Here is a 24,067-nt window from a genome sequence, read left to right on the forward strand (position 1 = left end):
CGGCGGATCGACGCCGACGGCGCGGCGTTCGGAGGGCACTGGCCGTGGAAAGCCCCAGGCGGTAGGGGTTCGACGGGTGTGATAGAGCGGGGAGAGCGCTCTGCTGTTGACGGACGCTACCATCACGCTCCGTCGATCAATAGTCACTTGCCAATCGTTGCCAAAGCGATCTCCGGCGCGCCGGGCAGCCGGAACACGGCGGCCGGCAGCTCGGCCGCCGGGATGTCGGTGTCCAGCGCGATGAGCTGGCCCAGGGTCCGGCGGTAGTCGATGCCGTAGTGGTCGCGGACGTACGCCAGCAGCGGGTCGTTGGCGTAGAAGAAGCGGTCGCCGTCGCGCAGCGCGGCGAACTGCTCCGTCCAGATCGCCCGCTGCAGCTCGCCGAGCTCGGACCCGGGCGTGTGGGCCTCGGCGAGCATCCCGGTGAACGCGTCGAGGTTGTCGACGCTGCCGTAGATGGCCTTGAGCCGGGCGGCGAGGGTGGTGCGGCGCACGACCCGGGTGGCGTTGTCGGCGGCCACGGTGGTCGGGTTGCCGGCGATGTCGTACAGGGCCACGATGTCGAGGCAGTTCGGGTCGTCGATCTCGTGGCCGGGGGTCAGCTGCGGGTCGGCCGGGAACGCGTCGGTGGCCTCGCCGGTGACGGCGGTGAACGAGGTGCGCGGCGGCAGCCCGTACGCGGCGCGCAGCTGGTTGTAGGTGGGCATGCCGTGGTCGCGGCCGCGCTGCAGGTCGATGGCGCCGAGGTCGAGCACGCCGTGGAAGCACTGCGGCAGTGTGGGGCCGTCGAGGCAGCCGGGGTTGCCGCCGACCGGCACCTGGAACAGGACGCTGCGCAGCTGGTTGTCGATGAGCTCGTCGTTGCGGTACTCCGACTCGCTGCCGATCGCCTCCAGCAGCGGGCCGAGCTGCAGCAGCGGTACCAGATCCGGGTTGAAGAAGGCCACGTTCAGCGGGATGGCGACGTCGGCCTCGCCGTCCGCCACGCTCACTTCGGCGCCCTGGGCCCGCAGCGCGTCGAGGGTCGCGGTGCTGTAGCGCACGGCGTCGCCCTCGACCTCGATCTCGCCGTGGATCTGGCTGTGCGCCCGGTAGCCGACGGTCGCGAACTCGTTGGACACCGACGCGTCGACGCCGGTGTCGTACCCGCGGTACGCCGGCAGCACCACGCCCATGGCGGGCAGGAACTCGTTGTAGGTGATGTACTGCTGCTCCGCGATGACGACCGCCCGGGCGATCTGGAAGCGGTCCTGCTGCGACAGCGACGCGGGCAGCAGCGACACGATCCGGTTGTGCTCGCGGGCGAAGAGCGTCTGGACGGCGGTCAGGGCGATGTTCTCGTTGGCCCGCACGTCCCCGGCCACGACCGCGTGCGCGGGCGTGCCGAGCAGCCGCCCGTCGAGCTGCATGGCGGGCGCGGCGGCGGCGTTGCCCCGGCTGTCGGCGCGGGGCAGGTAGCCGCCGGGCAGCAGCAGGGTGGCGTTGTTGTTCGCCGGGTCGCCGTCCTGCGAGCCGTCGCGCAGCCAGTCCAGCCGCGCGTCGGTGCCGCCGTAGACGGCCCACGCGTCGATGTACGAGCTGACGGTGTTCACCTGCTGGCGCGGGTTGGTCGCGCCGGTGCCGGGCGCGGCCGGGGTCCGGGTGAACGGCACGACGCCGAGGTCGTTGTGGAACGACTCGAGCGGGTCGGTGGCGTCGAAGGCGATGTCGGCGGCGGCGCCGCCGCCGTCTTCGCGCAGGCCGATGGTGTGGTCGATGAACTGGCCCCACACGTTGCCCCACTGGGTGACCCCGCGCTCGGAGAACACGTTGATGTTGATGTCGTTGAAGATGCGGTTGGACACCACGCGCGGGTTGGGGCCGGCGACCATCTGGCCGCGCCCGTCGGCGTAGCGGGGCGCGGCGACCCGGCGGTACACGGTGCCGGCCCGGCCGCGCTCGGCCGCGCCCGGGTTGTTGCCGGAGCCGTCGAGGCTCTCCGCCTCCCAGGTGCCGAGGATCGGCGCGTCGGCGGCGGCGTGCACCTCGAAGTCGAACAGCGAATAGCCGTACTGCGTGTGCCGCGCGGTGCCGTAGAGGCGCACGTAGCGCCCGGTCCCGGCGACGGTGAGGGTCTGCAGCCCGCCCGCGCCCGCGGTGGTGCTGTAGACGTCGGTCCAGCCGCCGGTACCGCTGGCACTGACCTGGATCTTGAAGGCGGAGGCGTAGGAGTTCTGCCAGTTCAGCACGATCCGGCACAGCCGCTGCGGGGCGCCGAGGTCGACCTGGACCCACTGTGGATCGCTGAACGCGCTCGACCAGCGGGTGGCCGGGTTGCCGTCGAAGGCGGCCGCGGCCGGGGTCGTCGTGTTCTCGGTCGACGACGCGGTCGCGGGGCGCCCCCGCGCGGCGTCGGCGGCGGCGCAGGCGGTGCGCACGAACGAGCCGTAGACCTTGAGTTCCCACAGGGAGTACCCGTACTGCGTGTGCCGCGCGGTGCCGTACAGGCGCACGTACCGCCCGGTGCCGGCGACGGTGAGCGTCTGGGTGCCGCCGGCGCCGGTGGTGGTGGAGTACACCGACGTCCAGGTGGTCGCGTCGTCGGAGACCTGGATCTCGAAGGCGGTGGCGTAGGCGTTCTGCCAGGCGAGGACGACCTGGCTGAGCGCGGCCGGCGCGCCGAGGTCGACGCGCAGCCACTGCGGGTCGCTGAACGCGCTGGACCAGCGGGTGCCGGAGTCGCCGTCGACGGCGGCGGACGCGGGCGTGCCGGCGTTCTCGGTTGACGAGGCGACGGCGGGCCGGCCCTGCGACAGCAGGACCCCGGCGGCGCGGGCGGGGCCCGCCCAGCCGGCGACGAGCGTGCCGGCGACGAGCGCGACGGTGGTGACGAGGGTGGCGAGGCGGCGGGGCCGGCGGCGCACCGGCCGGAGGACAGAATGCATGACTCTCCCTGCTCGGGGTGGTGTCTCGCGCGGCGGTCCGCGCGAACCTGAGCAGAAAGCGCTCTCCTGACTCCACAGGGTCAGGGGTGGACGGCCTCGGCGTCAAGCCCCACCATTCACGCTTGCGAATTCCTCGGTCTTTGTCGCCCGGCGGATATTCAGCGGTGCGCCCGCGGTCTTGGGCCTAGGGTGTCGGTGTGACACCGGACCAGCTCGCCGCGGCCGTGCTCGACGCCGCTCGCGCGGCACTCACCGACCTGGGCCTCGACCCGCGGCTGCTGCCCGCCACCGCGGCCGTCGAGCGCCCGAAGAGCCCGGAGCACGGCGACTACGCTTCGGCCATCGCCATGCAGCTGGCGAGGCCGGCCGGCGTCGCACCCCGGCAGCTGGCGCAGGCGGTCTCGCAACGGCTCCGCGGCACGCCCGGCGTCGCCGGCGTGGATGTCGCAGGGCCCGGATTTCTCAATGTACGGCTGGACACGACGGCCATCGCGCAGACCGCGCGAACCGTGGTCTCGCAGGGGGCGAGCTACGGCACCAGCACGGCGCTGGCCGGCGGGCGGATCAACCTCGAATACGTCTCGGCGAACCCGACGGGCCCCATCCATATCGGCGGCGTCAGATGGGCCGCGGTCGGTGACGCCCTGGCCCGGCTCTTGCGTGCCACCGGCGCGGACGTGACGACGGAGTACTACTTCAACGACGCCGGCGCGCAGATCGACCGGTTCGCGAAGTCGTTGCTCGCCACGGCGAAGCGGGAGCCCGTTGCCGAGGACGGATACGCCGGCGACTACATCGGCGAGATCGCGGCCGCGGTCGTCGGCGAGCGGCCCGATGTCCTGCAGCTGCCGCGCGACCAGGCCCAGGAGGTCTTCCGGGTCGAGGGCGTCCGGCTGATGTTCGCCGACGTGAAGGAAACGCTCACGGAGTTCGGCGTGAGCTTCGATGTGTACTTCAACGAGCGGACCCTGCACACCCACGGCGACCTCGACGCCGCGCTGGCGCGGCTGGCCGAGGCGGGCCACGTCTACGAAGCCGAGGGTGCCACCTGGGTGCGCACCACGACGTTCGGCGACGACAAGGACCGGGTGATCGTCAAGTCGAACGGCCAGTGGGGGTACTTCGCCGGTGACTGCGCCTATTACCTGGACAAGCGGCGCCGTGGCTTCGACCGCGTCGTGATGATCCTCGGTGCGGACCACCACGGCTACGTCGGCCGGCTGCGCGCCATGGCTGCCTGCTTCGGCGACGACCCCGACACCAACATCGAGGTGCTCATCGGCCAGCTGGTCAACCTGACCAGGAACGACACGCGGGTCCGGCTGTCGAAGCGCGCCGGCGCGCTCGTGACGCTGCGCGAGATCATCGACCTGCTCGGCGTCGACGCGGCGCGATACGCGCTGGCCCGGTATTCGATCGACTCCCCCATCGACCTCGATCCGGACCTGTGGACGCGCAGGTCCGCCGACAACCCGATCTTCTACGTGCAATACGCGCACGCCCGGATCGCGAGCCTGCTGCGCAACGCCGAAGCGATGGCCGTCACGCGTGGCGACGACTACGACGCGAGCCTGCTGACCGACCCGCGGGAGCGGGATCTGCTGCGTTGCCTGGGCCAGTATCCGGAGATCGTCAAGCTCGCGGCCGAACTGCGCGAGCCGCATCGCGTCGCGCGGTACCTCGAGGAGCTCGCGTCGACGTACCACAAATTCTATGACGCCTGCCGGATCCTGCCCCGCGAGGGTGAGGCCGCGGACGACCTCACGCGGGCCCGGCTCTGGCTGGCCGAAGCGGCCCGCATCGTGTTCGTCAACGGCCTTGGGCTGCTCGGGGTGTCCGCCCCGGAGCGTATGTAGGCCGCGCAGACCTGTGGGCGGGCTGCTGCGGACGCGGAACTTCGCACTGCTGTGGATCGGGCAGTCCACCAGCGCGGTCGGCTCCGCGATGACGACGGTGGCGCTCCCGCTGGTGGCCATCTCGGCCCTGCAGGCCGGTCCGGCCATGGTCGCCCTGCTCACGGCCGCCACCTGGCTGCCCTGGCTGCTGATCGGGCTGCCGGTCGGGGTCTGGGTCGACCGGTGGCCGCGCCGGCGCACACTGCTGATCGCCGACATCGCGTCCGCGGCGGTGCTCGTCACCATCCCGGTCGCGGCCTGGACCAACGCGCTGAGCATGACCATGCTGCTGGCGGCCGCGCTGCTCGCCGGGACCGCCGGTGTCTTCGCCAACGTGGCGTTCAACGCGTTCCTGCCCCATCTCGTCCGCGCGGAAGACCTCATGGAAGGCAACGCCAGGCTGCAGACCAGCGCATCGCTCGCCCTGGTCGCCGGACCGGGCCTCGGCGGGCTGCTGGCCCAGGCGGCCGGCGCGGTCAGCGGCATCCTCATCGACGCCGTCACCTTCCTGGTGTCCGCGGCCTGTCTGCTCGGCCTGCGCTCCGAGCCGGAGCCGCACCCTGGCGCAGGCGATCGCCCGGGCATGCTGCGCCAGATCGCCGAGGGCATCGGTTTCATCATGCGCGGACGCCTGCTGCAGGCCATGTTGGTGGTGGCGGCGGTGACCAACTTCGCGATGCTGGGCATCACCGCACTGCGTGTGGTCTTTCTGGTACGTGCCGAAGGCGCCGCGCCGGGAACCGCGGGCCTGGTGATCGGCGTGGGCAGCCTCGGCGCCATCCTCGGCGCCGCGCTTGCCTCGCGGGCGTCCCGGCGCTTCGGTAGCGCCCGCACCTACCTGGTGGCGAACGTCGCGGCCGCCCCGTTCGTGCTGTTGCTGCCGCTCGGCGGCCACGGCTGGCGCCTGACGCTGTTCGCGGCGGGCTCCTGCATCGCGCTGGCCGGAGCCGCGATGTCCAACGTGATGACCATGACGTTCCGCGGCCACTTCGTTCCCGCGCGCCTGCTCGGCCGGGTCACCGCGGCATCGCGGATCTTCGTGTTCGGCACCGTCCCGTTCGGTGCGGCAACCGCCGGCCTCCTCGCCTCGGCGCTCGGCATCCGGTCCGCCATGTGGGCACTCGCCGTCCTCTACGTCGTCGCGCCCCTGCCCCTGCTCGCCACCGAGGCCCGCACGCTGCGCGACTTCCCGGCCCAGGACACTGCTGCGTGACGCACCTGCCGAGCGCGTGCGGTCAGATCGGCAGCACGCCGGGCGGCAGCGGCGCCCGCGCCTGGGCGTCGAGGAACGCCTTGACGCAGGCGCTGTCCGCCCGCCGGCGCATCCAGAACAGCGCGACGTCGCGGTGCGCGGACGGGGAGTCGATGGTACGGATGGTGAGCCCCTCGATGCTGGTCGTCTGCAGCGCGAGGCGGTTGATGACGCCGATGCCGAACGCGGCGCGCACCAGCGCGACGAGGGTCGCCGGCTGGTCGGTCAGGTAGGCGATGCTGGCCCGCCCGGCGGCCTCGCCGAGCGTGTTGCGCAGGTCGAACCCGCCGCCCTCCTCCTCGGTGCCGGCCGGGTTGCCGATCAGCGGCCGGTCCAGCAGGTCCGCGATGCTGACCCGGTCCCGCCCGGCCAGGGGGTCGTGCTCGCGCATGACCACGACGATGTCCTCGTGCCAGATCGTGCGGTGACACAGCGTGGTCTCGCGCATCTTCGGCAGCAGCGGCCGGAACGCCAGGTCGACGGTGCCGTTCGCGACCATCTCCTCCAGCGTGGCCGCGGTCCCCTCGTGCAGTTCGACGGTGACGCCGGGGTGCTCGTCGTGCAGCTGCTGCAGCACCGCCGGCAGGTAGGTGGAGCTGACGCTCGGGTAGCTGCCGACGGTCACCTGGGCGACCACGTTGTCCAGCGTGCTGCGGACCGCCTCGATGCCGCGCTGCAGCTCCAGCAGGGCCGTCATGGCGTGACCGCGGAACAGCTCACCCGCCGCGGTGGTGCAGATCGGCCGGGCCTTGCGGTCGAACAGCGTCACGCCGAGGGCGTGCTCCAGCGCGGCGATGTGGGCGCTGACCCGCGACTGCGACAGGTGCAGCGCGAGCGTGGCGGCGCCGAAGCCGCCCTTGTCGGCGACGGCGAGGAAGCTGCGCAGCCAGGCGGTCTGCAGGGACATGGCATCGCGGGGGTCGCGCGGGGTGAACGCGGCCACGTCGAGGTCGTCGGGCTCCTCGGGGGCGCTCACCGGTGGGCGTCCCGCGCCGCGGCGACGAGCTCGGCCAGGTGCAGCACCCGGGTGCGCAGCCCGGCGCGCCGGACCGCGGTGATCAGCTGGCGCTGGCATCCCGGGTTCACCACGACCAGGAAGTCTAGATCCAGCTCGGCCAGCGCGGCCAGCTTCGCGGCGAGGACTCGCCGGCTGTCGCGGGGGCGCAGCACGGCGTACGTCCCGGCGGCGCCGCAGCAGTCGCCGGCGCCGGGGATCTCGACGTAGTCGCCGAGCCGGCCGAGCACCGCCCGGGGCGCGGCCCGCACGCCGAGCCCGTTGCTGAGGTGGCAGGAGTCCTGCAGGCCGATGCGGGCCGGTCGGCCGCCGACGAGGACCGGGCCGGGCACCGGGCCGCGTTCCAGCAGCGCCTCGGCGTAGTCGACGACCCGGTCGCGGCCCACGAGCGCGGCGAGGTGGGCGGCGCAGCCGCCGGCAGTGGACACGATCCGCCCGGGCCGGTCGGCGAGCTCGGCCGCGAGCCGCTCGCCGCGGGCCAGGTCGCCGTTGTGGGCGTGCAGCGCGCCGCAGCAGCCCTGGTCGGGCGCGACCCGCACGCCGGGCAGGGTGCTCGCGGCGGCGCGGCTCACGGCGGGGTACAGGACCCGCTCGAAGCAGCCGAGCATCAGTGTGTCGGCGCCGGGCGGCGATGCCTGCGGCGCGGTCCGCCGCGCGGGCCGGCGCAGCCGCCCGGCGAGCCGGATGAGCCGGCGGCGCTTGGCGAACGCGAGCAGCGGCCGGACCCGCAGCGGGCGGCGCCGGCCGCTCCACTGCGCGTCGCGGAGCTGTTCGAGGAGCCGGCCGTAGGGCACGCCGGCGGGGCACGCGGGCTCGCAGGCGCGGCAGCCGAGGCAGAACGAGCCCTGCTCGCGGGCGGCGGCGTCGAAGACGTCGACCGTGCCGTCGTCGATGGCGCGCATCAGGGCGATGCGCCCGCGCGGCGAGGACGCCTCGTCGCCGGTGAGCCGGTAGGTGGGGCAGGCGGGCAGGCAGAACCCGCAGGCGATGCAGGTGCCGAGGTCGGCCGGGTCGAAGATGCGGCCGGCCGTCATGAGCCGAGCTTCCCGGGGTTGAGGATGCCGGCCGGGTCGAAGGCGTGCTTGATCCTGCTCAGCAGGGCGGTCTGCGCGCCGCCGAGCTGGGACTGCAGGTACGGCAGCTTCGCCGCGCCGACGCCGTGCTCGCCGGTGATGGTGCCGCCCAGCTCGACCGCGGCGGCGAAGACGTCGTCGAACGCGGCCGCGACCCGGGCGCGCTGCCCGGCGTCGGCGGGGTCGAAGCAGCCAACCGGGTGGGCGTTGCCGTCGCCGGCGTGGCCGAAGGTCGCCATGGTGACCCCGTGCCGCCCGGCGATCGCGTCGATGCGCCGGACCAGCTCGGGCAGGCGCGAGCGCGGCACGCCGACGTCCTCGAGCATGGTCGCCCCGCCGAGGCGGGACAGCGCCGGCAGCGCGCAGCGGCGCGCCGCGAGCAGCGCGTCCGACTCGGCCGCGGCGGTGGCGACCTGCACCGAGGACGCGGCGTGCTCGCGCATCACCGCGGCCATCGCCGGTACCGTCCGGCGCACCTCGGCGTCGCTGCCGTCGTCGCCGAACAGCAGCATCGCCCCGGCCGTCGTGTCCAGGCCGAGGTGCGCGTAGGCCTCCACGGACCGGATGCACGTGGCGTCGAGGAACTCCAGCGTCGCCGGGAGGATGCCGGCACCGATGACGCCGCGCACCGCGTCGCTGGCCGCCTCCAGGCCGGCGAAGTACGCGAGGCCGGTGCTGCTGGCCGCCGGGGCCGGGCGCAGGGCCAGCGTCAGCTCGGTGAGCACCGCCAGGGTGCCCTCCGAGCCGGTGAGCAGCCGGACGAGATCGTAGCCGGCGACGTCCTTGAGCAGCCGGCCCCCGGCGCGGATGACCTCGCCGTCGGCGAGGACGGCCTGCACGCCCAGGACGTAGCCGCCGGTGTTGCCGTACTTGAGCCCGTGCAGGCCGCCGGCGTTGGTGGCGACGTTGCCGCCGAGCGTGGACACCCGCTGGCTGCCGGGGTCGGGCGGGTAGTGCAGGCCGTGCCCGGCCGCGGCGCGGGCCAGGTCCTGGGTCGTGACGCCGGGCTGCACGACGGCGGTCAGGTCGACCGGGTCGATCGACACGATGCGGTTCATCCGGGTCAGGGCGAGCACGATGCCACCGCGGATCGGCACCGCGCCGGCGGCGAGGCTGGTGCCCGCGCCGCGCGGCACGACGGGGACCCCGCGCCCGTTGGCCCAGGCCAGGACCCGCGCCACCTCCTCGACGGTCCCGGGGCGCACGACGGCCTGTGGCGTGCCGGTGAAGCCGAACGTGGCGTCGGTCCGGTAGGGCACGAGGGCCGCGGGGCGTACCTCCACGTTCGCCGCCCCGACGATGCGGCCGAGGTCGGCGGCGATCGCCGGGGCGTCGGTGCCGGCCGCGGCCGTCATGCCGCGGTCATCCCGCCGTCGAGGACGAGGGCCGCGCCGTTGATGAAGCGGCCGTGCGGGCCGGCGACGAAGGACACCATCGCGGCGATCTCGTCGGGCGTGCCCATCCGGCCGTCGAGCTGCCGCGCCGCCATCGCCGCGCGGGTGGCCGCCGGGTCGGGTGCGCCCGCGACGATCTTGCCGATCCACTCGGTCTCCACCGTGCCGGGGCAGATCGCCACGCAGCGGATGCCGTCCCCGGCGTGGTCCACCGCGATGGCCTTGGTGAGCCCGATGAGGCCGGCCTTCGAGGCGCAGTACGCGGCCCGGCGCGCGAGCCCGACCAGGCCGCCGACCGAGGCGATGTTGACGATCACGCCGCTGCCGCGGTCGAGCATCAGCGGCAGCGTCGCCCGGGTGGTGAGGAACGGGCCGGTGAGGTTCACCGCCAGCACCCTGCTCCAGTCCTCGTCGCTGGTCTCCAGCACGGTCGCGGCCACGCCGATGCCGGCCACGTTCACCAGCACCTGCGGGGCGCCGATGGTCACCGCGATCTCCCGGGCGACCGAGCCGACCGCGAGCGGGTCGCACAGGTCCAGCGCGAACTCGTGCGCCTTGCCGCCGAGGCGCTCGATACCGGCGCGGGTCGCGGCCAGGCCGGCTTCGTCGAGGTCGATCAGGGCGACCTCGTAGCCGTCGCGGGCCATCCACTCGGCGGTGGCCCGGCCGATGCCGGACGCGGCGCCGGTCACCATGGCGACCGCGCTCATGCGTACGCCGTCCCGGGCAGCGAGCCGTCCATGGCGTACCCGCCGTCGACGTCGAGGCAGGCGCCGGTGGTGTAGCACGCCTCGTCGGAGGCGAGGTAGCAGATGGCCGCGGCGACCCACTCCGGCGGCGCGATCTTCCCCAGCGGGATCTTCGCGTGCAGCGACCGGACGATCTGCGGGGTGTAGATGGGCTCGCTCATCCGGGTGCGGGTGGCGCCGGGGCGCACGCAGTTCACGGTGATGCCGTGCGGCGCGAGCTCGGAGGCCATCGTGCGGGTCATCGCCTCCAGCCCGCCCTTGGTCGCCGTGTACGGCGCCGCGTTCGGCTCGGACACCACGGCGTGCACCGACGAGACGTTCACGATGCGCCCCGCGACCGCCTGCTCGACCATGATGCGGGCGGCGGCCTGGCTCAGGAAGAAGACGCCGGTCAGGTTCACCGCGAGCACCCGGTCCCAGTCGGCCCGGCCGACCTCCAGGAACGGGGCGATGTGCAGGATGCCGGCGACGTTGCACAGCACGTCGACGCGCCCGGCCTCCTCGCGCAGCCGGGCCGCCAGCCGCTCGGGGGCGCCCGCGTCGGCGACGTCGAGGTCGAGCCGGCGCAGCCGCCCGTCGCCGGTGTCGGGCCACGGGTCGGTGTGCCGCACGTCGGCGGCGTAGACGGTGGCCCCCTCGGCCAGCAGCCGCGTGGCGGTGGCCCGGCCGATGCCGGAGTCGGCGCCGGTGACCACGGCGACCTTGTCGCTGAATCTCATCGTGTGACCTCTCGTGCGGTACAGAACGGTTCGGCGCTCAGACGACGGCGCCCAGCCGCCACGGAACGATCTCCTCGGTGCCGAAGCCGAGGGTCTCGGACTTGCTCGGCGTGCCGGACGCCATGTCCACCAGGGCCTCGAACATGCGCACGCCATGGTGGATCTGCTCGTCGCGCGACATCGCGGGGCCGGCGTCGAAGTCCATGTCGCCGCGCATGCGCTCGTACAGCCGGGAGGTCGTACTGATCTTGAAGCACGGGGTGGGGCGGGACCCGAACACCGAGCCCCGGCCGGTGGTGAACGCCAGCAGGTTCGCCCCGCCGGCCACCATGCCGGTCGCCGACACCGGGTCGTAGCCGGGGGTGTCCATGAAGGTCAGCCCGGCGGTGGTGACCGGCTCGGCGTAGCCCACGACGTCGTTGAGGGGGCTGGTGCCGCCCTTGAGGACCGCGCCGAGCGACTTCTCCCAGATCGTCGTGATGCCGCCGGCCTTGTTGCCCGCGGACGGATTGCTGTCCATCGCCGCGCCGTTGCGGGCCGTGTAGTCCTGCCACCACGCGATCAGTTCGTCGATGCGCCGGGCGACCCCGGGCGTGGCGGCCCGGTCGCGCAGCAGGTGCTCGGCGCCGTAGATCTCCGGGGTCTCGCCGAGGATGACCCGGCCGCCGGCCGCGACGAGCAGGTCGGCCGCCACGCCGAGGGTCGGGTTGGCGGTCAGGCCCGAGTAGGCGTCGCTGCCGCCGCACTGCAGCCCCAGCACCAGCTCGGCGACGTCGATGGGCTCGCGGCGCAGCGCCGCGAGCCCGGCGACCATCTCCGCGACCCGCTCCAGCGCGGCGTTGACGGTCGACACCGTCCCGCCGAGCTCCTGGATGCCGAGCGTCGCGGCCGGGGCCTGCCCGCCGAAGACGTGCTCGGGCTGGTTGACCTCGCAGCCCAGGCTGATCGTCAGCACCGCGGCGATGTTCGCGTGCTCGGCGTACCCGCGCAGGGTGCGTCGCAGGATGTCGTCGCCGGCGGTGCCCTCGGCCATGCCGCAGCCCAGGTCGTGGGTCAGCGCGATGACGCCGTCGAGCCCGGGCGCGCCCGCATACCGGGCGTTGGCGGCCTGGGCGACCATCCGGGCGACCGTCGCCGAGCAGTTGACGGTCGGCAGCACGGCGACGTAGTTGCGCGTCGCCGCCCGGCCGTCGGCGCGGCGGTAGCCCAGGAAGTGCTCGCGCGTCGGCGCGGCCGGCGGGCTCCACGCGGCCGGCGCCCGGAAGGCGGCGCCCCCCGCGGTGTGCGGGCCGACGCCGAGGTTGTGCAGGTGGACGTGGGCACCCGGCGCGATGTCCCGCCGGGCCGTGCCGATCACCTCGCCGTACTTGCGCACCGGCGCGCCCGCGGCGACGGCCCGGACGGCGACCTTGTGCCCGGCGGGGATGTCGTCGGCCGCGGCGAGCACGCCGGCCGAGGTGCGCACCGGCGTGCCGCGGGCGACGTCGGCGACGACCAGCCCGACGTCGTCCACCCCCGCCATCGGCACCAGCGGCTCCACGGCGCCGGACGGTGCGGTTGTCGTCATGAAAACGCCCGCCGGGCGCCGTGGAATGCGGCCGCCTCGATCCCGAGGGAGTTGCTTTCCTGCTCGCCCGGAAACTCGCCGGGAAATCGACCGGGCCCGAATTCGGTGCCGCGAAGCGGGTGTGTCATGGCACCGACCATAGGTGGCCGCGACGTACCGGCGAAGCGTGACTAACGAAACGCCACGATCCGTATCTCGAATAGTCGCGGGGACGCGATCGGCCGATCCGAATTTCGGATCGGCGCGGCCCGAAACATGCGCTTCACCGGCATGATCGCCGGGCGTAACGTCGGCTGCACCTCGGGCCCGGACGGCGGCCCCGACGCGCACTGGAGGCTGTGATGTCCGTGTCGATCATGACGGCGAGCTGACCGTGGCGCATCCGGCGATCGCGGTCGGCAGCGTGTCGAAGTCGTTTGGCGGGATCGCCGCCGTGGACGGCGTGTCGTTCACCGTCTCCGGCGGCGAGGTCGTCGGGCTGGTCGGGGAGAACGGCGCCGGCAAGTCCACCATCAAGAACATCATCGGCGGGGCCCTGCGCCCCGACGCCGGCCACGTGAGCTACGCCGGGGCGCCCGCCGTCCACGGCGTCGGCGGCGCCAAGCACTCCGGCGTGGCCACCGTGCACCAGGAGACGAGCCTGTTCCCGGACCTCACCGTGGCCGAGAACATCCTCATCGACCGGCTCCGCTCGCCCGGCCGCGCCACGGTCCGCCCCGGACAGCTGCGCCGGGCGGCCGCCCCCGTGCTGCAGCGGGTCGGGGCCGGCTTCGGTCCCGAGGCGCTCGTGCGCGACCTGTCGGCCGGGCAGCGCCAGCTGGTGGAGATCGCCAAGGCGCTCGCCGCGCAGCCGCGCGCGGTCGTGTTCGACGAGCCGACCGCGTCGCTCAACCTCGCCGAGCGCGAGCTGGTCATGGGGATCGTGGAGCAGCTGCGCGCCGACGGCGTCGCCGTGCTCTACATCTCGCACTACCTCGAGGAGATCGCCCGGCTCACGCAGCGGATCGTGGTCATGCGCGACGGGCGCGTCGTGGCGGACCGGCCGACCGCCGAGCTCGACCGGGCCGCGCTGGAGTCGCTGATGGTGGGCCGGGAGCTCGCCCAGGGCCACCCGCCGCTGGCGCCGCCGCGGGAGGCCACGACGCTGACCGTGCGCGACCTGGGCGACGGCGCCCGGGTCGCGGGCGTCTCGTTCGACATCGCCGAGGGGGAGATCTTCGGGCTGGCCGGGCTGATGGGCTCCGGGCGCACCGAGGTCGCCCGGGCGATCTTCGGGCTGGCCGGCGGCATCGGCCGGGTCGAGGTCGGCGGGCGGCGGCTGCGCCGCGGCAGCGTGCGCGCGTGCATCGCGGCCGGCATGGCGTTCGTCACCGAGGACCGGCGGCATGAGGGGCTGTTCCTGGACCGGCCGATCCGGGAGAGCCTGTCCATTGTGGAGCTCGACGCGGTCTGCCGGTCCCGGCGCACCGGCTGGCTCGACGACGGCCGCGAGCGGCGCCTGACCGAGGAGCTGGCCCGCCGGGTGCGCCTGGTCGCCCGCGGCGGCCTGGGCGCCGCCGGCGGGTCGCTGAGCGGGGGCAACCAGCAGAAGGTGGTCATCGGCAAGTGGCTGGCCGGCCGCCCGCGCCTGATCATCCTCGACGAGCCGACGCGCGGCATCGATGTGGGCGCCAAGGCCGAGATCTACCGGCTGCTCGCCGACCTCGCCCGGGAGGGCACGTCGATCCTGCTCATCAGCTCGGAGATGGAGGAGGTCCTCGGGCTCAGCCACCGGGTCGGGGTCATGCACGACGGCCGCCTCACCGGCATTCTCGACCGCGCGCACGCCACGCAGGAGGCCGTGATCCGGCTCGCCACCGGCGGCGCCGCGTGAACCCGCCGGCCGTCGCCACACGGCTGCGCGCGGCCGTGCGGCGCGAGCCGCTGCTGCCGGTGCTGCTGGTCCTGCTGCTGGGCCTCTCGGCCGCTTACCACGAGTTCGCCGCCGTCGCCAACCTCCGCAACATCGCCGTGCAGGCGAGCCCGCTCGTCATCGCCGCCGTCGGCATGGCCTACGTGATCATGACAGCCGGGATCGACCTGTCCGTCGGGTCGATGCTGTTCCTGGCCGCGGCGATCGAGTCCGCCCGGGCGGTCGCCGGCCTGCCCACCGCCGCGGTCTTCGCCGTCGTGTGCCTGGCGGGCGTCCTCATGGGCCTGCTCAACGGGCTCGCGGTCGCCTTCACCCGGGTGCCGGCGCTCATCGTCACCCTCGCGACGATGCAGATGTTCCGCGGCGCGGGCGGCCACGTCACCGGCCAGCAGAACATCGACCTGCCCGCGAAGCTGCGCGGCATCGGTACCGCCGCCCTGCTCGGCGTGCCCGCGCCGGTCCTGCTCGCGGCGGCGGTGGCGCTCGCCGGCGCGTTCGTCTTCCGCCGCACCACCTTCGGCCGCTACGTGCAGGCGGTCGGCTCCAGCCCCGACGCAGCGCGCAACGCCGGCCTGCCGGTGCGCGGGGTGCTCGTCGGGGCCTACGTGGCGGCCGGCCTGCTGGCCGCGGTCGCCTCGCTCACCCAGACCGCCCGCCTCGGGGCCGTGCAGCCGTCCATCGGCCAGGGCTACGAGCTGACGGTCATCACGGCGGTCGTGCTGGGCGGGACGACCCTGCTCGGCGGGCGGGGCAGCATCGGCGGCACCGTCCTGGGCGCCCTGGTGCTCACCACGGTCCAGACCGGCCTGGTCTTCTCCGGCGCCTCGCCGTACGTCTTCGACATCGTCCGCGGCGGCGTGCTGCTCGCCGCGGTCCTGGCCGCCGCGGCGCGGTGGCGAAATCTTGCGCAGGCGGCGCGGCTGACCGGCCGCGCGACGCCGGCGTGACCCACACCCCCAGATGCAGCAATCGAATGGAGTTGTCGTGCAACGGTTCGCTGTCGCCCGTGTACTGGCCGCGCTCGCCGCGGCGTCGCTGACGCTCACCGCCTGCAGCTCGACCGGGGGCTCGGACGCCGCAAACGGCTCGGGCTCCGGCAAGAAGCGCACGATCGGTGTGAGCTTCGACCTGCTCAACGCCATCCGCCAGGCGGAGAAGGCGGCCATCCAGAAGGCCGCCGACGCCGCCGGGTACTCGGTGGAGTTCGCCGTCGCCGACCAGGACGCCCAGAAGCAGGCCTCGCAGATCCAGGACCTGATCCAGACGAAGAAGGTCTCCGCGGTGATCGTCATCGCGCAGGACGGCCAGCAGATCGCCGCGTCGGCGAGCCTGGCCAAGGCGCGCAACGTGCCGTTCCTGGCGATCGACCGCGCGGTCGCCGACCAGGCGAACGTCACGTTCCAGATCACCGGCGACCCGGTCGCCGACGGCAAGGCGGTCGCGGCCGAGTTCCTCGCGGCGGCCAAGACCGCGCCGCTGAAGGTACTGGAGCTGGTCGGCGGGCTGACCGACCAGAACGCGATCGGGCGGCGCGACGGGTTCAACGCGGCGCTCGCGGGCCAGCCCGGCGTCACCATCGTCAGCCAGGTGCCCACCGACTGGAACCCGGCGCAGGCGCTCGACGGGACCTCGAACGCGCTGCAGAAGGACCCCACGATCAACGCGATCTACGTCCCGTCCGACTTCCTGCTGCCCTCCGTGCAGTCGGCGCTGACCGCGGCCGGCCGGCTCGCGCCGATCGGCGACCCCAAGCACGTGTTCCTGGTGACCATCGACGGGGACCAGAACGGCTGCAAGGCCATGCAGGCCAAGACCCTCGACGCCGACATCGCCACGCCCGTCGATGAGTTCGGCAAGCAGTCGATCGCCGCGGTCACCACGGCACTGGGCGGCCAGCCGGTCGCGCCGAAGGCGGTCCAGGCCAAGGGCCTGACGCTCAACCAGGCCAACTACGCCACGACCAGCTCGCAGGTGTGGGGCTGTGCGTCCTGAGCCCGCTCGCGCGGAGGGCTCCGTCACGGAGCCCTCCGCCGCTCCCCCCGCCGCCGGGCGGCCGGTGCGCCGCCCGGAGTGGCTCGCCGACCTCGCGATGCTGCCGGCGCTGGTCGCGCTGGTCGCGGTGCTCAGCGTCATGACCGACGGCCTGCTCACCGCGTCGAACCTGACCAACGTGCTGAGCCAGTCGGCGGTCGTCGCCATCGCGGCGATCGGCGCGACGTTCGTGATCCTCACCGGTGGCATCGACCTGTCGACCGGCAGCGTGATCGGGGCCAGCGGCGTCGCCGGCGCCTGGGTCCTCACCAGCAGCGGCAGCCTGGCCGCCGGCATCGCCGCGGGGCTGCTCGCCGGGACCGCGATCGGCCTGGCCGTCGGGGTCGTCGTGGCGCGGCTCAACGTGGTGCCGTTCGCCGTCACGCTCGCCGCGCTGTACGTCGTGAGCGGATGCACCACCCTGCTCAGCCACGGCCGCACGATCGCGCCGGTGCCCATCGGCTTCATCCGCTTCAGCATCGACGGCCCCGCCGGGGTGCCCTACGCCGTGTGGCTCGCCATCGCCCTCTACGTCGTCGCGCAGGTCGCGCTGACGCGCACCGCCTGGGGCCGGCGCGTCGTGCACGTGGGGGCCAGCGCCGAGGTCGCCCGGATCAGCGGCGTCGACGTGGCCCGCACCCGGGCGAGCGTCTACGCCGTGGCCGGGCTGTTCTCGGCGATCGCGGGCATGGTGCTCACCTCGGGGCTGGCCGGCGCCGGGGCGAGCATGGGCAGCCCGCTGCTGCTCAACATCGTCGGCGCCGTCGTGCTGGGCGGCACCCGCCTCACCGGCGGGCAGGGCAGCCTCGTGCGCACCGGCATCGGCGTGCTGTTCCTGGGCTTGCTGTCCAACGGGATGAGCCTGCTCGGGCTGGCGAGTTTCGACCAGCAGATCGTCACCGGCGCGTTCATTTTCCTGGCCGCCGCCGCGGACGGGCTGCTGCGCTGGCGGAGCCGGAGATCCGGCGACTCCTAGGCATTCGCCATACGGATCGACGAGTTCCGAGAGACACCATCGACGCATTCGAATCACCTGGCCAGGTTCGGTTCCGGCTGGTTTACACCCCCCATTACCGGTGTCGAACCGGAAAGGAAGAACCATGCCAAAGCAATTGTCGTCAGTACATGTACTGGTCCCGCCTGGGCGACAACTTCAGCCCGGCGCGCAGCCGCTGATCGCCAACCGCACGGCCGTCGGCCCCTGGGAGTCGTCCGACCTGCTCGTCTAGCCCGTCTCGGCCGGCCGCGGCGTGGCGATCTATGCTGCGGCCGACCGGCACACCCCCGACGCCGCCGTCAGGAGGCCACCGTGCACCGCATCGACGCCCACCAGCACTTCTGGGACCCGGCCCGCTACACCTACCCGTGGATGGCGGGCGAGGCGATGGACCCCGTGCGCCGCGCGTTCGGCCCGCAGGACCTGCTGCCCAGCCTGCGCGCCGCGGACGTCGACGGGACCGTGCTCGTGCAGACGCTGTCCAGCCTCGCCGAGACCCGCGAGTTCCTCGAGGTGGCGGCGGCGAACGACGCCGTGCGCGGGGTGGTCGGCTGGGTCGACCTGACCTCCCCGTCCGTCGGCGACGACCTCGACGAGCTGCTCGGCGGCCCGACCGGCCGGTGGCTGGCCGGGGTACGCCACCAGGTCCACGACGAGCCGGACCCGGACTGGCTGCGGCGCGAGGACGTGCGGCGCGGCCTGGCCGCCGTGCAGCGCCGCGGGCTCGCGTACGACCTGCTGGTCCGGGCCCGGGAGCTGCCGGCCGCCACCGACGCGGTCCGCCGCTTCCCGCAGCTGCGCTTCGTCCTGGACCACATCGCGAAGCCGCGCATCGCCGAGGGCCGCGACGAGGAGTGGCTGCGGGCGATGCCGGCCCTCGCCGCCGAGCCGAACGTGTCGGTCAAGCTGTCCGGGATGGTCACGGAGGCGGACTGGGGCGCGTGGACGGCCGAGGACCTGCGCCCGTTCGTCGGCCGGGTCGTGGACTGGTTCACGCCGCAGCGGCTGCTGTACGGCTCGGACTGGCCGGTCTGCCTGCTCGCCGGCTCGTACGAGGCGATGCTGGCGGGCCTGACCGCCGCGCTGCCCCCGCTGGACGCGGGCGAACTCGAGCTGCTCTTCGGCGGCAACGCGGCGCGCGTCTACGGCCTCACGCCTACGGGATCTGGTACTCGGTGGCGACCACCTGGTCCGTCGGCAGGATCTCCATCCACTGGCTGAACACCGCGAACGGCGCCGCGCCGAACTTGATGCCGCCCTCCAGCGGGTCGAAGCCCTTGCTGAACACCGTCTCGGTGGGCAGGGTCAGCTCGTTGTTCAGCGCCGGGACCGGGGTCAGCGAGGCCTCGTGCTCGGCGCGGATCTTGTCGGCGATGAGCAGCAGCACCTGGCCGATGCTCTGGCCGCGGTACTCCGGCGGGTCCTGGGCGGCGTCGAACGGATACGGCTCGTCCAGGCCGTCACTGCCCGCGACCTCCGGGCGGCGCAGCCACGCCATCGCCTCGCGCTCGCGGCCCGGGCGGATCGGCAGCACCGCCTTGACCCACGGCGAGTTCAGGAAGGCGTTGCGGTGCACGTCGCCGTCGAGCTGGATGAGCCAGCCCAGCGACGCGCCCTGCGGGGCGGGCGCGGTCTCCTCGGTGATGAGGTAGTACGGCCGGTGCCCGGGGATGACCCGCGGGCGGACCTTGCCCAGGCCGGTGACCCGGGCGCCAGGCGGACGACCGGCCCGTGCGGCTCGCCCGGAGCGGGGGCCGGCCGGGGCTCGAACATGGCCGGGTCGACGCGCCCCCTAACCGAGTTTGGTGAGGCCGGGCGGCGGGCAGGCGCGGCGCTCCAGCGTCCGGCCGCCCGTTGACGGCCTCGACCCGCACCATGCACGTGACCGCCACGTCGCCCAGTGTCACCTTGGCGGCGACCTGGGCCGACGCAACTGGCGGGTGTGAGACAGCAGACCTGACCGAACAGCCGTCCCCCACGGGCGGTCCGTTCTCAGACCGTGACGACGATCTTCCTCCCGGCGTGGAGCCCCTGCTCGAGGTGGCGGTGCGCCTCGACGACGTCGTCGAGGGTGAACACCCTGTCGATGGCGGGCCGCAGTGCACCGAGGCGTACCCCGGCGTTCAGGAAGGCCGCCATGCGCCGCACCACGACGGCGTCGAGGGTGTGCTCGAAGCTGCCGTAGCTGAAGATCGTGAGCGGCGCGCCGCTCGGGAAGGGGGTGGGCCGAGGGTCCAGGAAGCCCGCGGCGACCAGCGTTGCGCCGGGGCGGGCCGCCTTGAGGAGATCCTGCTGGCCGGGGCCCATGACAAGGTCGAGGACGATGTCGGCGCCGGTCCCGCCGGTGTGGTGGCGGACGGCTTCGACGACGTCCGCGTGGTCGGTGGCGATGACCGCGGCGGCGCCGGCGGCGAGCAGCTCGTCCCGCTTCGCAGTGTGCCGGGTGACGGCGATGGGCACGGCGCCGATCTGGTTGGCGATCTGCATCGCCGCCCGGCCGACGCCGCCGGACGCGGCGGTGATGAGGACGTGGTCGCCGGGCCGCATCCTCGCCTTCTCGACGAGCGCGCCGTAGGCGGTGGAGTACGCGACCCAGATCGCCGCCGCCTCGGTGATGCCGAGCCCGGCCGGCCGGGCGAGGACCCGGCTCGCGGGGACCGTGGTGTACTCGGCGTAGCTGCCCGTGACGCTCGCGTCCGGAATGGCCGCGAGGATGACCGGATCGCCGATCTCCAGCCCGGCGACCTCGGGGCCCAGCGCGTCGATGACGCCGGTTCCTTCGACGCCGAGGCGAGCGTGTGGCAGGGGGACGGGTGCGGGCGAGGCGCCGGAACGCATCATCTGGTCGAGCGGGTTGACGGCGAACGCTTCGATCCTGATCCGCACCTCGCCGGCCGCGGGCTCGACGACCGGCTCCTCGACGACGTGCATGACCCCCGGCCCGCCGAACTCGTCGAACACGACGACTCGTGACATGGTGACTCCTTCGCATCCGGTGCTGGTTTCGTTGCTCGCGGATGACGGTACGGAGCCGTGGGTTACCTCCTGGTACCTTCGACGTTCATGCAGAACGCGGCTGGACCAGCCTTTCTCGCCGACTGCCCCACGCGCCTGGCGGTCGAGATCATCTCCGACAAATGGGCCGTGCTCGTGCTCTTCGGTCTCAGCCATCAGCCTCGCCGGCACGGTGAGCTCGTCGACCTCATCGGCGGCATCTCGCGCAAGGTCCTCACCCAGACGCTGCGCCGGCTCCAGCAGTACGGCCTGGTCGAACGCCGTGCCGAAGCGCCACGGCGGGTCGAGTACAGCCTCACCGACCTGGGCCGGACCCTCGTCGAGCCCATCGAGGTCCTGACGAACTGGGCGAGGGACTACGGCGGGGCCATCGTCGACTTCCAGGAGGCGGCGGACGCCGCTACCGCTGCCCGGGCTCGCGCGACCGGTTGATCCTGGCGGCCGGGCGAGGAGGGTCACGGCCGGGACAGGAGTCCTTGCACGCCCTGCTCATCGCCGTCCTCGTGATCAGGACGCCCAAGCAGCCCTGATGGCGCTCGATGGCGGGCCCCCGCCGACGCCGTTGTCAGCCGGCCTCCGGCCGGGGAAGGTCCCGGCCGAGGCGGGCGAGCGGGGACAGGCCAATGATCAGGGGGGACAGCATCAGGCCGGCACCGGCCACCAGGATGGCGGTGCGCAGCCCCAGCTCGCCGGCGAGGAAGCCGCCGAGCAGCGAGCCGAGCGGGGTCAGGCCCATGCCGACGAACGTGATCGTCGCGGAGGCCCTGCCCTGCATCCGGTCCGGGGTCACGGCCTGCCGGACGGCCATGACCGTGACGTTGACCAGCTGCCCGAAGGTGCCGTACCCGAAGTTGACCGCGATGAGCAGGGGGATCGTCACCGCCGGGGGGCCGTGCAGCGCGGGCACGAACAGCAGCACGCCGTCGCCGGCCGCCGCCGCGGATACCAGCACCGCGCCGTAACCGAACCGGCCCGGCAGGCGGGCGGCGAGCAGCGAGCCTACGAGGGCCCCCGGGCCGGTCGCCGCGAGGGCGAGCCCGACGGCGCCGCCCGGCAGGTGCAGCTCCCGGGTCAGGAAGATCAGGTAGGCGGTCATCAGGGCGGCGAACGAGCACTGGAACGCGGCCGAGGCGAGGCAGATGGTGCGCAGCCAGGTGTCGCCGACGACGAAGCGGAGGCCCTCGTGAATCTGCCGCCACAGCCGGGCGGGCCGGCCCGCGTGCTCGGGGATCGCTTCGCGGTGCCGGATCCGCGCGATCGACACGCACGACAACGCGAACAGCAGCGCGTTGGACGCGGCCGCGATCGGCGCCGACAGCAGCGACACCAGTGCCCCGCCGAGCGCAGGGCCGCCGATCTGGGCCGCGGACCGGCTCCCCTCGATCGCGCTGTTGCCGCGCAGTAGCTGGTCGCGTTGCAGTAGCCGTACCAGAAAGGCTTGATAGGCAACGTCGAAGAACACCGACATCGTCCCGACGGCGAAGGCCACGACGAGCAGCGTCGGCAGGCCGGTCCCGCCGATGACGGCGGCCGCGGCGGCTCCCCCGAGCGCCAAGGCCCGGCCGAGGTCCGCCAGCACCATGACGGTCCGGCCGCGCCATCGGTCCACCCACGCGCCGGCGAGGAGCGACAGCAGCAGCAGCGGCGCCTGCCCGACCGCGCGCAGGACGCCGAGCTGGCCCGGGTCGACGTTGAGCGTCAGGACGGCGATCAGCGGCAGGATCACCAGGCTCGCGTGCTCGCCCAGTTGTGAGGACGTCTGAGCGACCCAGAGCCTGCGGAAGTCGGCGTTGCGCCACAGGGGCGACGCAACGGGCTGCCCGGAATCGGATACGGCTGAGGAAGCGGACGACACAGGAGACCCCTTTGGGGTAGCCGAAGACAAGGGCCCGTCCATCCGCATCGCGAACGACGCAATGCCAATGCAGACGGGTGTACTCGCTGTGCCGCGCGATTCGGGGCAGCACGCGATGACCGGGCCGATGTACGGCCGATGCGTCAACGCGTGCGCGGACGACCGGGCATCCTCAGCTCCTTGCGGGGGTCATTCGGCCCACCGACCCTAGCATCGACGGCCGGGAGCCCGGTTCACCGCTATGACGCGCGTCACAGGCGGTGGTGTCACGCCGGGGCCCGCGGGATCCGTCGTTGCCGTATGAGTCAACGGATGTCCTGGATGGACCTGGTACCGGCGGGTTACGCCGCACTGTCACAGCTGGAGAAGTACACGCGGTCGACGGTCGATGCGACGGTGCTGCACCTGATCAAGGTGCGCGCCTCGGTGCTCAACGGGTGCGCGTTCTGCCTCGACATGCACGCCCAGGAGGCCCTCGCCGACGGCGAGGACCAACGCCGGTTGCTCGCGGTGGCGGCGTGGCGGGAGGCGCCGTTCTTCGACGCGCGAGAGCGGGCCGCGCTCGCGCTGACGGACGCGGTGACCCGGCTCGGCGACCACGGGGTGCCCGACGACGTGTGGGATGACGCGGTCAAGCACTGGTCGCAGGAGGAGGTCGCCAACCTCATTCTCGCGATTGGCACCATCAATGTGTGGAACCGGATCGTCATCTCCGTCCGACGGCAGCCGCCGGCCCTGACGTGACCACGTATCCGGTGATCGCGCCGGATGCGGACGAGTTCGTCCGGCATCGACCCATGCTGTTGGGGCTGGCGTACCGGCTGCTGGGCAGCGTGCACGACGCCGACGATGTGCTCCAGGATGCCTACCTGCGCTGGACCGGCACCGACCGGGCGGCCGTCACGCAGCCGCGCCGCTACCTGACCAGGGTGGTGGCGCGGCTGGCCGTCGATCAGCTCCGGGCGCGCCGGGCCCGGCGGGAGAGCTACGTCGGCGAGTGGCTGCCGGAGCCGGTCGCCACCGACCCAGGCCCGTTCGGCGCGGTGGACACCTCAGACCTCTCGATCGCCGTGCTGCACCTCATGGAGCAGCTGACCCCGCCGCAGCGCGCCGTGTTCGTGCTGCGCAGCGCCTTCGACCTGACGTACGACGAGATCGCCGGCATCGTCGAGCGCACCGTCGAGGACTGCCGGCAGCTGCACCACCGGGCCGAACGGGCGCTGCGCGACGGGCGGGCCCGGTTCACGCCCACGCCGGCCGAGCACCGGCGGCTGCTTGGCGACTTCGTCGCCGCCGCCCGCGAGGGTGACATGACCCGGCTGCACAGCCTGCTGCACGCGGACGTGGTCAGCTGGTCCGACGGCGGCGGCCGGGTCCGGGCCGCGCTGCGGCCGATCCGCTCGGCGTCGAAGGTGGCCCGGCTCTTCGCCGCGATCTACTCGCGCCAGCCAGCACTGCGGGCCGTGCCGCTGGAGGTCAACGCCGCACCGGCCATGCTGATCATGTACCCCCGGTCGCGGCACCTGCTGGTGCTCGACGTGGACGCCGACGCGATCCGGCGCATCTTCCTGCTGGCCAACCCCGACAAGCTCGGCGCCGTGGCCGGCGCGCCAGAGATTTCCTGGGCGCCGGCGCCCGACGCTGCCCGGTAGCCCACACCGTGACCCGG

At 73.5% G+C, this 24,067-nt stretch carries 20 protein-coding genes; 10 read left to right on the plus strand and 10 right to left on the minus strand.

The annotated features are described in order from the left end of the window. Positions 1 to 143: 143 nt before the first annotated feature. Positions 144 to 2,924: a peroxidase family protein gene (locus tag AB0M46_RS09820; protein ID WP_363334328.1), complete on the minus strand. Its 2,781-nt coding sequence runs from the start codon at positions 2,922 to 2,924 to the stop codon at positions 144 to 146. Between the two features lie 197 nt (positions 2,925 to 3,121). Here AB0M46_RS09820 and argS point away from each other — a divergent pair, with 197 nt between their 5' ends. After that, positions 3,122 to 4,780: an arginine--tRNA ligase gene (gene argS / locus AB0M46_RS09825; protein WP_363334330.1), complete on the plus strand. Its 1,659-nt coding sequence runs from the start codon at positions 3,122 to 3,124 to the stop codon at positions 4,778 to 4,780. A gap of 13 nt (positions 4,781 to 4,793) precedes the next feature. Continuing rightward, positions 4,794 to 6,032, plus strand: a complete 1,239-nt coding sequence (locus AB0M46_RS09830; RefSeq protein ID WP_363334331.1) for an MFS transporter — start codon at positions 4,794 to 4,796, stop codon at positions 6,030 to 6,032. Positions 6,033 to 6,054: 22 nt separating this feature from the next. Here the strand turns inward: AB0M46_RS09830 and AB0M46_RS09835 are convergent, their stop codons facing one another. The 6 genes from AB0M46_RS09835 to AB0M46_RS09860 are packed head-to-tail and all read right to left on the minus strand — an operon-like array spanning position 6,055 to position 12,588. Continuing rightward, entirely contained in the window at positions 6,055 to 7,047 is a 993-nt protein-coding gene (locus tag AB0M46_RS09835; protein WP_363334333.1) for a LysR family transcriptional regulator, read from the minus strand. Then, positions 7,044 to 8,120, minus strand: coding sequence for a (Fe-S)-binding protein (locus tag AB0M46_RS09840; RefSeq protein WP_363334335.1), 1,077 nt, complete (start codon positions 8,118 to 8,120; stop codon positions 7,044 to 7,046). The genes AB0M46_RS09835 and AB0M46_RS09840 overlap by 4 nt, the downstream gene beginning before the upstream one ends. After that, complete coding sequence (locus AB0M46_RS09845; protein ID WP_363334337.1) at positions 8,117 to 9,514, minus strand: FAD-linked oxidase C-terminal domain-containing protein; 1,398 nt, start codon at positions 9,512 to 9,514, stop codon at positions 8,117 to 8,119. Before AB0M46_RS09845 ends, AB0M46_RS09840 begins: the two co-directional genes overlap by 4 nt. Continuing rightward, positions 9,511 to 10,263, minus strand: a complete 753-nt coding sequence (locus AB0M46_RS09850) for an SDR family NAD(P)-dependent oxidoreductase (RefSeq protein ID WP_363334339.1) — start codon at positions 10,261 to 10,263, stop codon at positions 9,511 to 9,513. The genes AB0M46_RS09845 and AB0M46_RS09850 overlap by 4 nt, the downstream gene beginning before the upstream one ends. Continuing rightward, the gene (locus AB0M46_RS09855; RefSeq protein WP_363334341.1) at positions 10,260 to 11,021 is read right to left on the minus strand and encodes an SDR family oxidoreductase; all 762 of its coding nucleotides are present in this window, start codon (positions 11,019 to 11,021) and stop codon (positions 10,260 to 10,262) included. Before AB0M46_RS09855 ends, AB0M46_RS09850 begins: the two co-directional genes overlap by 4 nt. A gap of 37 nt (positions 11,022 to 11,058) precedes the next feature. Then, on the minus strand, positions 11,059 to 12,588 hold the full coding sequence (locus tag AB0M46_RS09860; protein WP_363334343.1) for an altronate dehydratase family protein: 1,530 nt from the start codon (positions 12,586 to 12,588) through the stop codon (positions 11,059 to 11,061). A 403-nt stretch (positions 12,589 to 12,991) separates the two neighbouring features. Between AB0M46_RS09860 and AB0M46_RS09865 the strand changes: the two genes are divergently transcribed. The 5 genes from AB0M46_RS09865 (at position 12,992) to AB0M46_RS09885 (ending at position 18,749) form a co-directional block, all read left to right on the plus strand. After that, a complete protein-coding gene (locus AB0M46_RS09865) occupies positions 12,992 to 14,461 on the plus strand; it encodes a sugar ABC transporter ATP-binding protein (protein ID WP_363334344.1) in 1,470 nt (489 codons plus the stop codon). Beyond that, positions 14,458 to 15,447: an ABC transporter permease gene (locus tag AB0M46_RS09870; protein WP_363334346.1), complete on the plus strand. Its 990-nt coding sequence runs from the start codon at positions 14,458 to 14,460 to the stop codon at positions 15,445 to 15,447. Before AB0M46_RS09865 ends, AB0M46_RS09870 begins: the two co-directional genes overlap by 4 nt. Before the next feature lie 37 nt (positions 15,448 to 15,484). Then, positions 15,485 to 16,492, plus strand: coding sequence for a sugar ABC transporter substrate-binding protein (locus AB0M46_RS09875; RefSeq protein WP_363334348.1), 1,008 nt, complete (start codon positions 15,485 to 15,487; stop codon positions 16,490 to 16,492). Beyond that, entirely contained in the window at positions 16,482 to 17,507 is a 1,026-nt protein-coding gene (locus tag AB0M46_RS09880; RefSeq protein ID WP_363334350.1) for an ABC transporter permease, read from the plus strand. The genes AB0M46_RS09875 and AB0M46_RS09880 overlap by 11 nt, the downstream gene beginning before the upstream one ends. 333 nt (positions 17,508 to 17,840) lie before the next feature. Continuing rightward, on the plus strand, positions 17,841 to 18,749 hold the full coding sequence (locus AB0M46_RS09885; RefSeq protein WP_363334352.1) for an amidohydrolase family protein: 909 nt from the start codon (positions 17,841 to 17,843) through the stop codon (positions 18,747 to 18,749). Here AB0M46_RS09885 and AB0M46_RS09890 read toward each other — a convergent pair. After that, on the minus strand, positions 18,685 to 19,104 hold the full coding sequence (locus AB0M46_RS09890) for a hypothetical protein (protein ID WP_363334354.1): 420 nt from the start codon (positions 19,102 to 19,104) through the stop codon (positions 18,685 to 18,687). The two genes, AB0M46_RS09885 and AB0M46_RS09890, sit on opposite strands and share 65 nt — an antisense overlap. 416 nt (positions 19,105 to 19,520) lie before the next feature. Next, on the minus strand, positions 19,521 to 20,504 hold the full coding sequence (locus AB0M46_RS09895) for a zinc-dependent alcohol dehydrogenase family protein (protein ID WP_363334356.1): 984 nt from the start codon (positions 20,502 to 20,504) through the stop codon (positions 19,521 to 19,523). Positions 20,505 to 20,591: 87 nt separating this feature from the next. Between AB0M46_RS09895 and AB0M46_RS09900 the strand changes: the two genes are divergently transcribed. Next, the gene (locus tag AB0M46_RS09900) at positions 20,592 to 20,975 is read left to right on the plus strand and encodes a helix-turn-helix domain-containing protein (protein WP_363334358.1); all 384 of its coding nucleotides are present in this window, start codon (positions 20,592 to 20,594) and stop codon (positions 20,973 to 20,975) included. A 133-nt stretch (positions 20,976 to 21,108) separates the two neighbouring features. Here AB0M46_RS09900 and AB0M46_RS09905 read toward each other — a convergent pair whose 3' ends face one another. Beyond that, entirely contained in the window at positions 21,109 to 22,398 is a 1,290-nt protein-coding gene (locus AB0M46_RS09905) for an MFS transporter (protein WP_363334360.1), read from the minus strand. A 321-nt stretch (positions 22,399 to 22,719) separates the two neighbouring features. Between AB0M46_RS09905 and AB0M46_RS09910 the strand changes: the two genes are divergently transcribed. After that, complete coding sequence (locus AB0M46_RS09910; protein WP_363334362.1) at positions 22,720 to 23,142, plus strand: carboxymuconolactone decarboxylase family protein; 423 nt, start codon at positions 22,720 to 22,722, stop codon at positions 23,140 to 23,142. After that, on the plus strand, positions 23,139 to 24,050 hold the full coding sequence (gene sigJ / locus AB0M46_RS09915) for an RNA polymerase sigma factor SigJ (RefSeq protein ID WP_363334364.1): 912 nt from the start codon (positions 23,139 to 23,141) through the stop codon (positions 24,048 to 24,050). Before AB0M46_RS09910 ends, sigJ begins: the two co-directional genes overlap by 4 nt. Positions 24,051 to 24,067: the final 17 nt, after the last annotated feature.

Source organism: Dactylosporangium sp. NPDC051485 (assembly GCF_040682015.1).
GTDB lineage: Bacteria > Actinomycetota > Actinomycetes > Mycobacteriales > Micromonosporaceae > Dactylosporangium.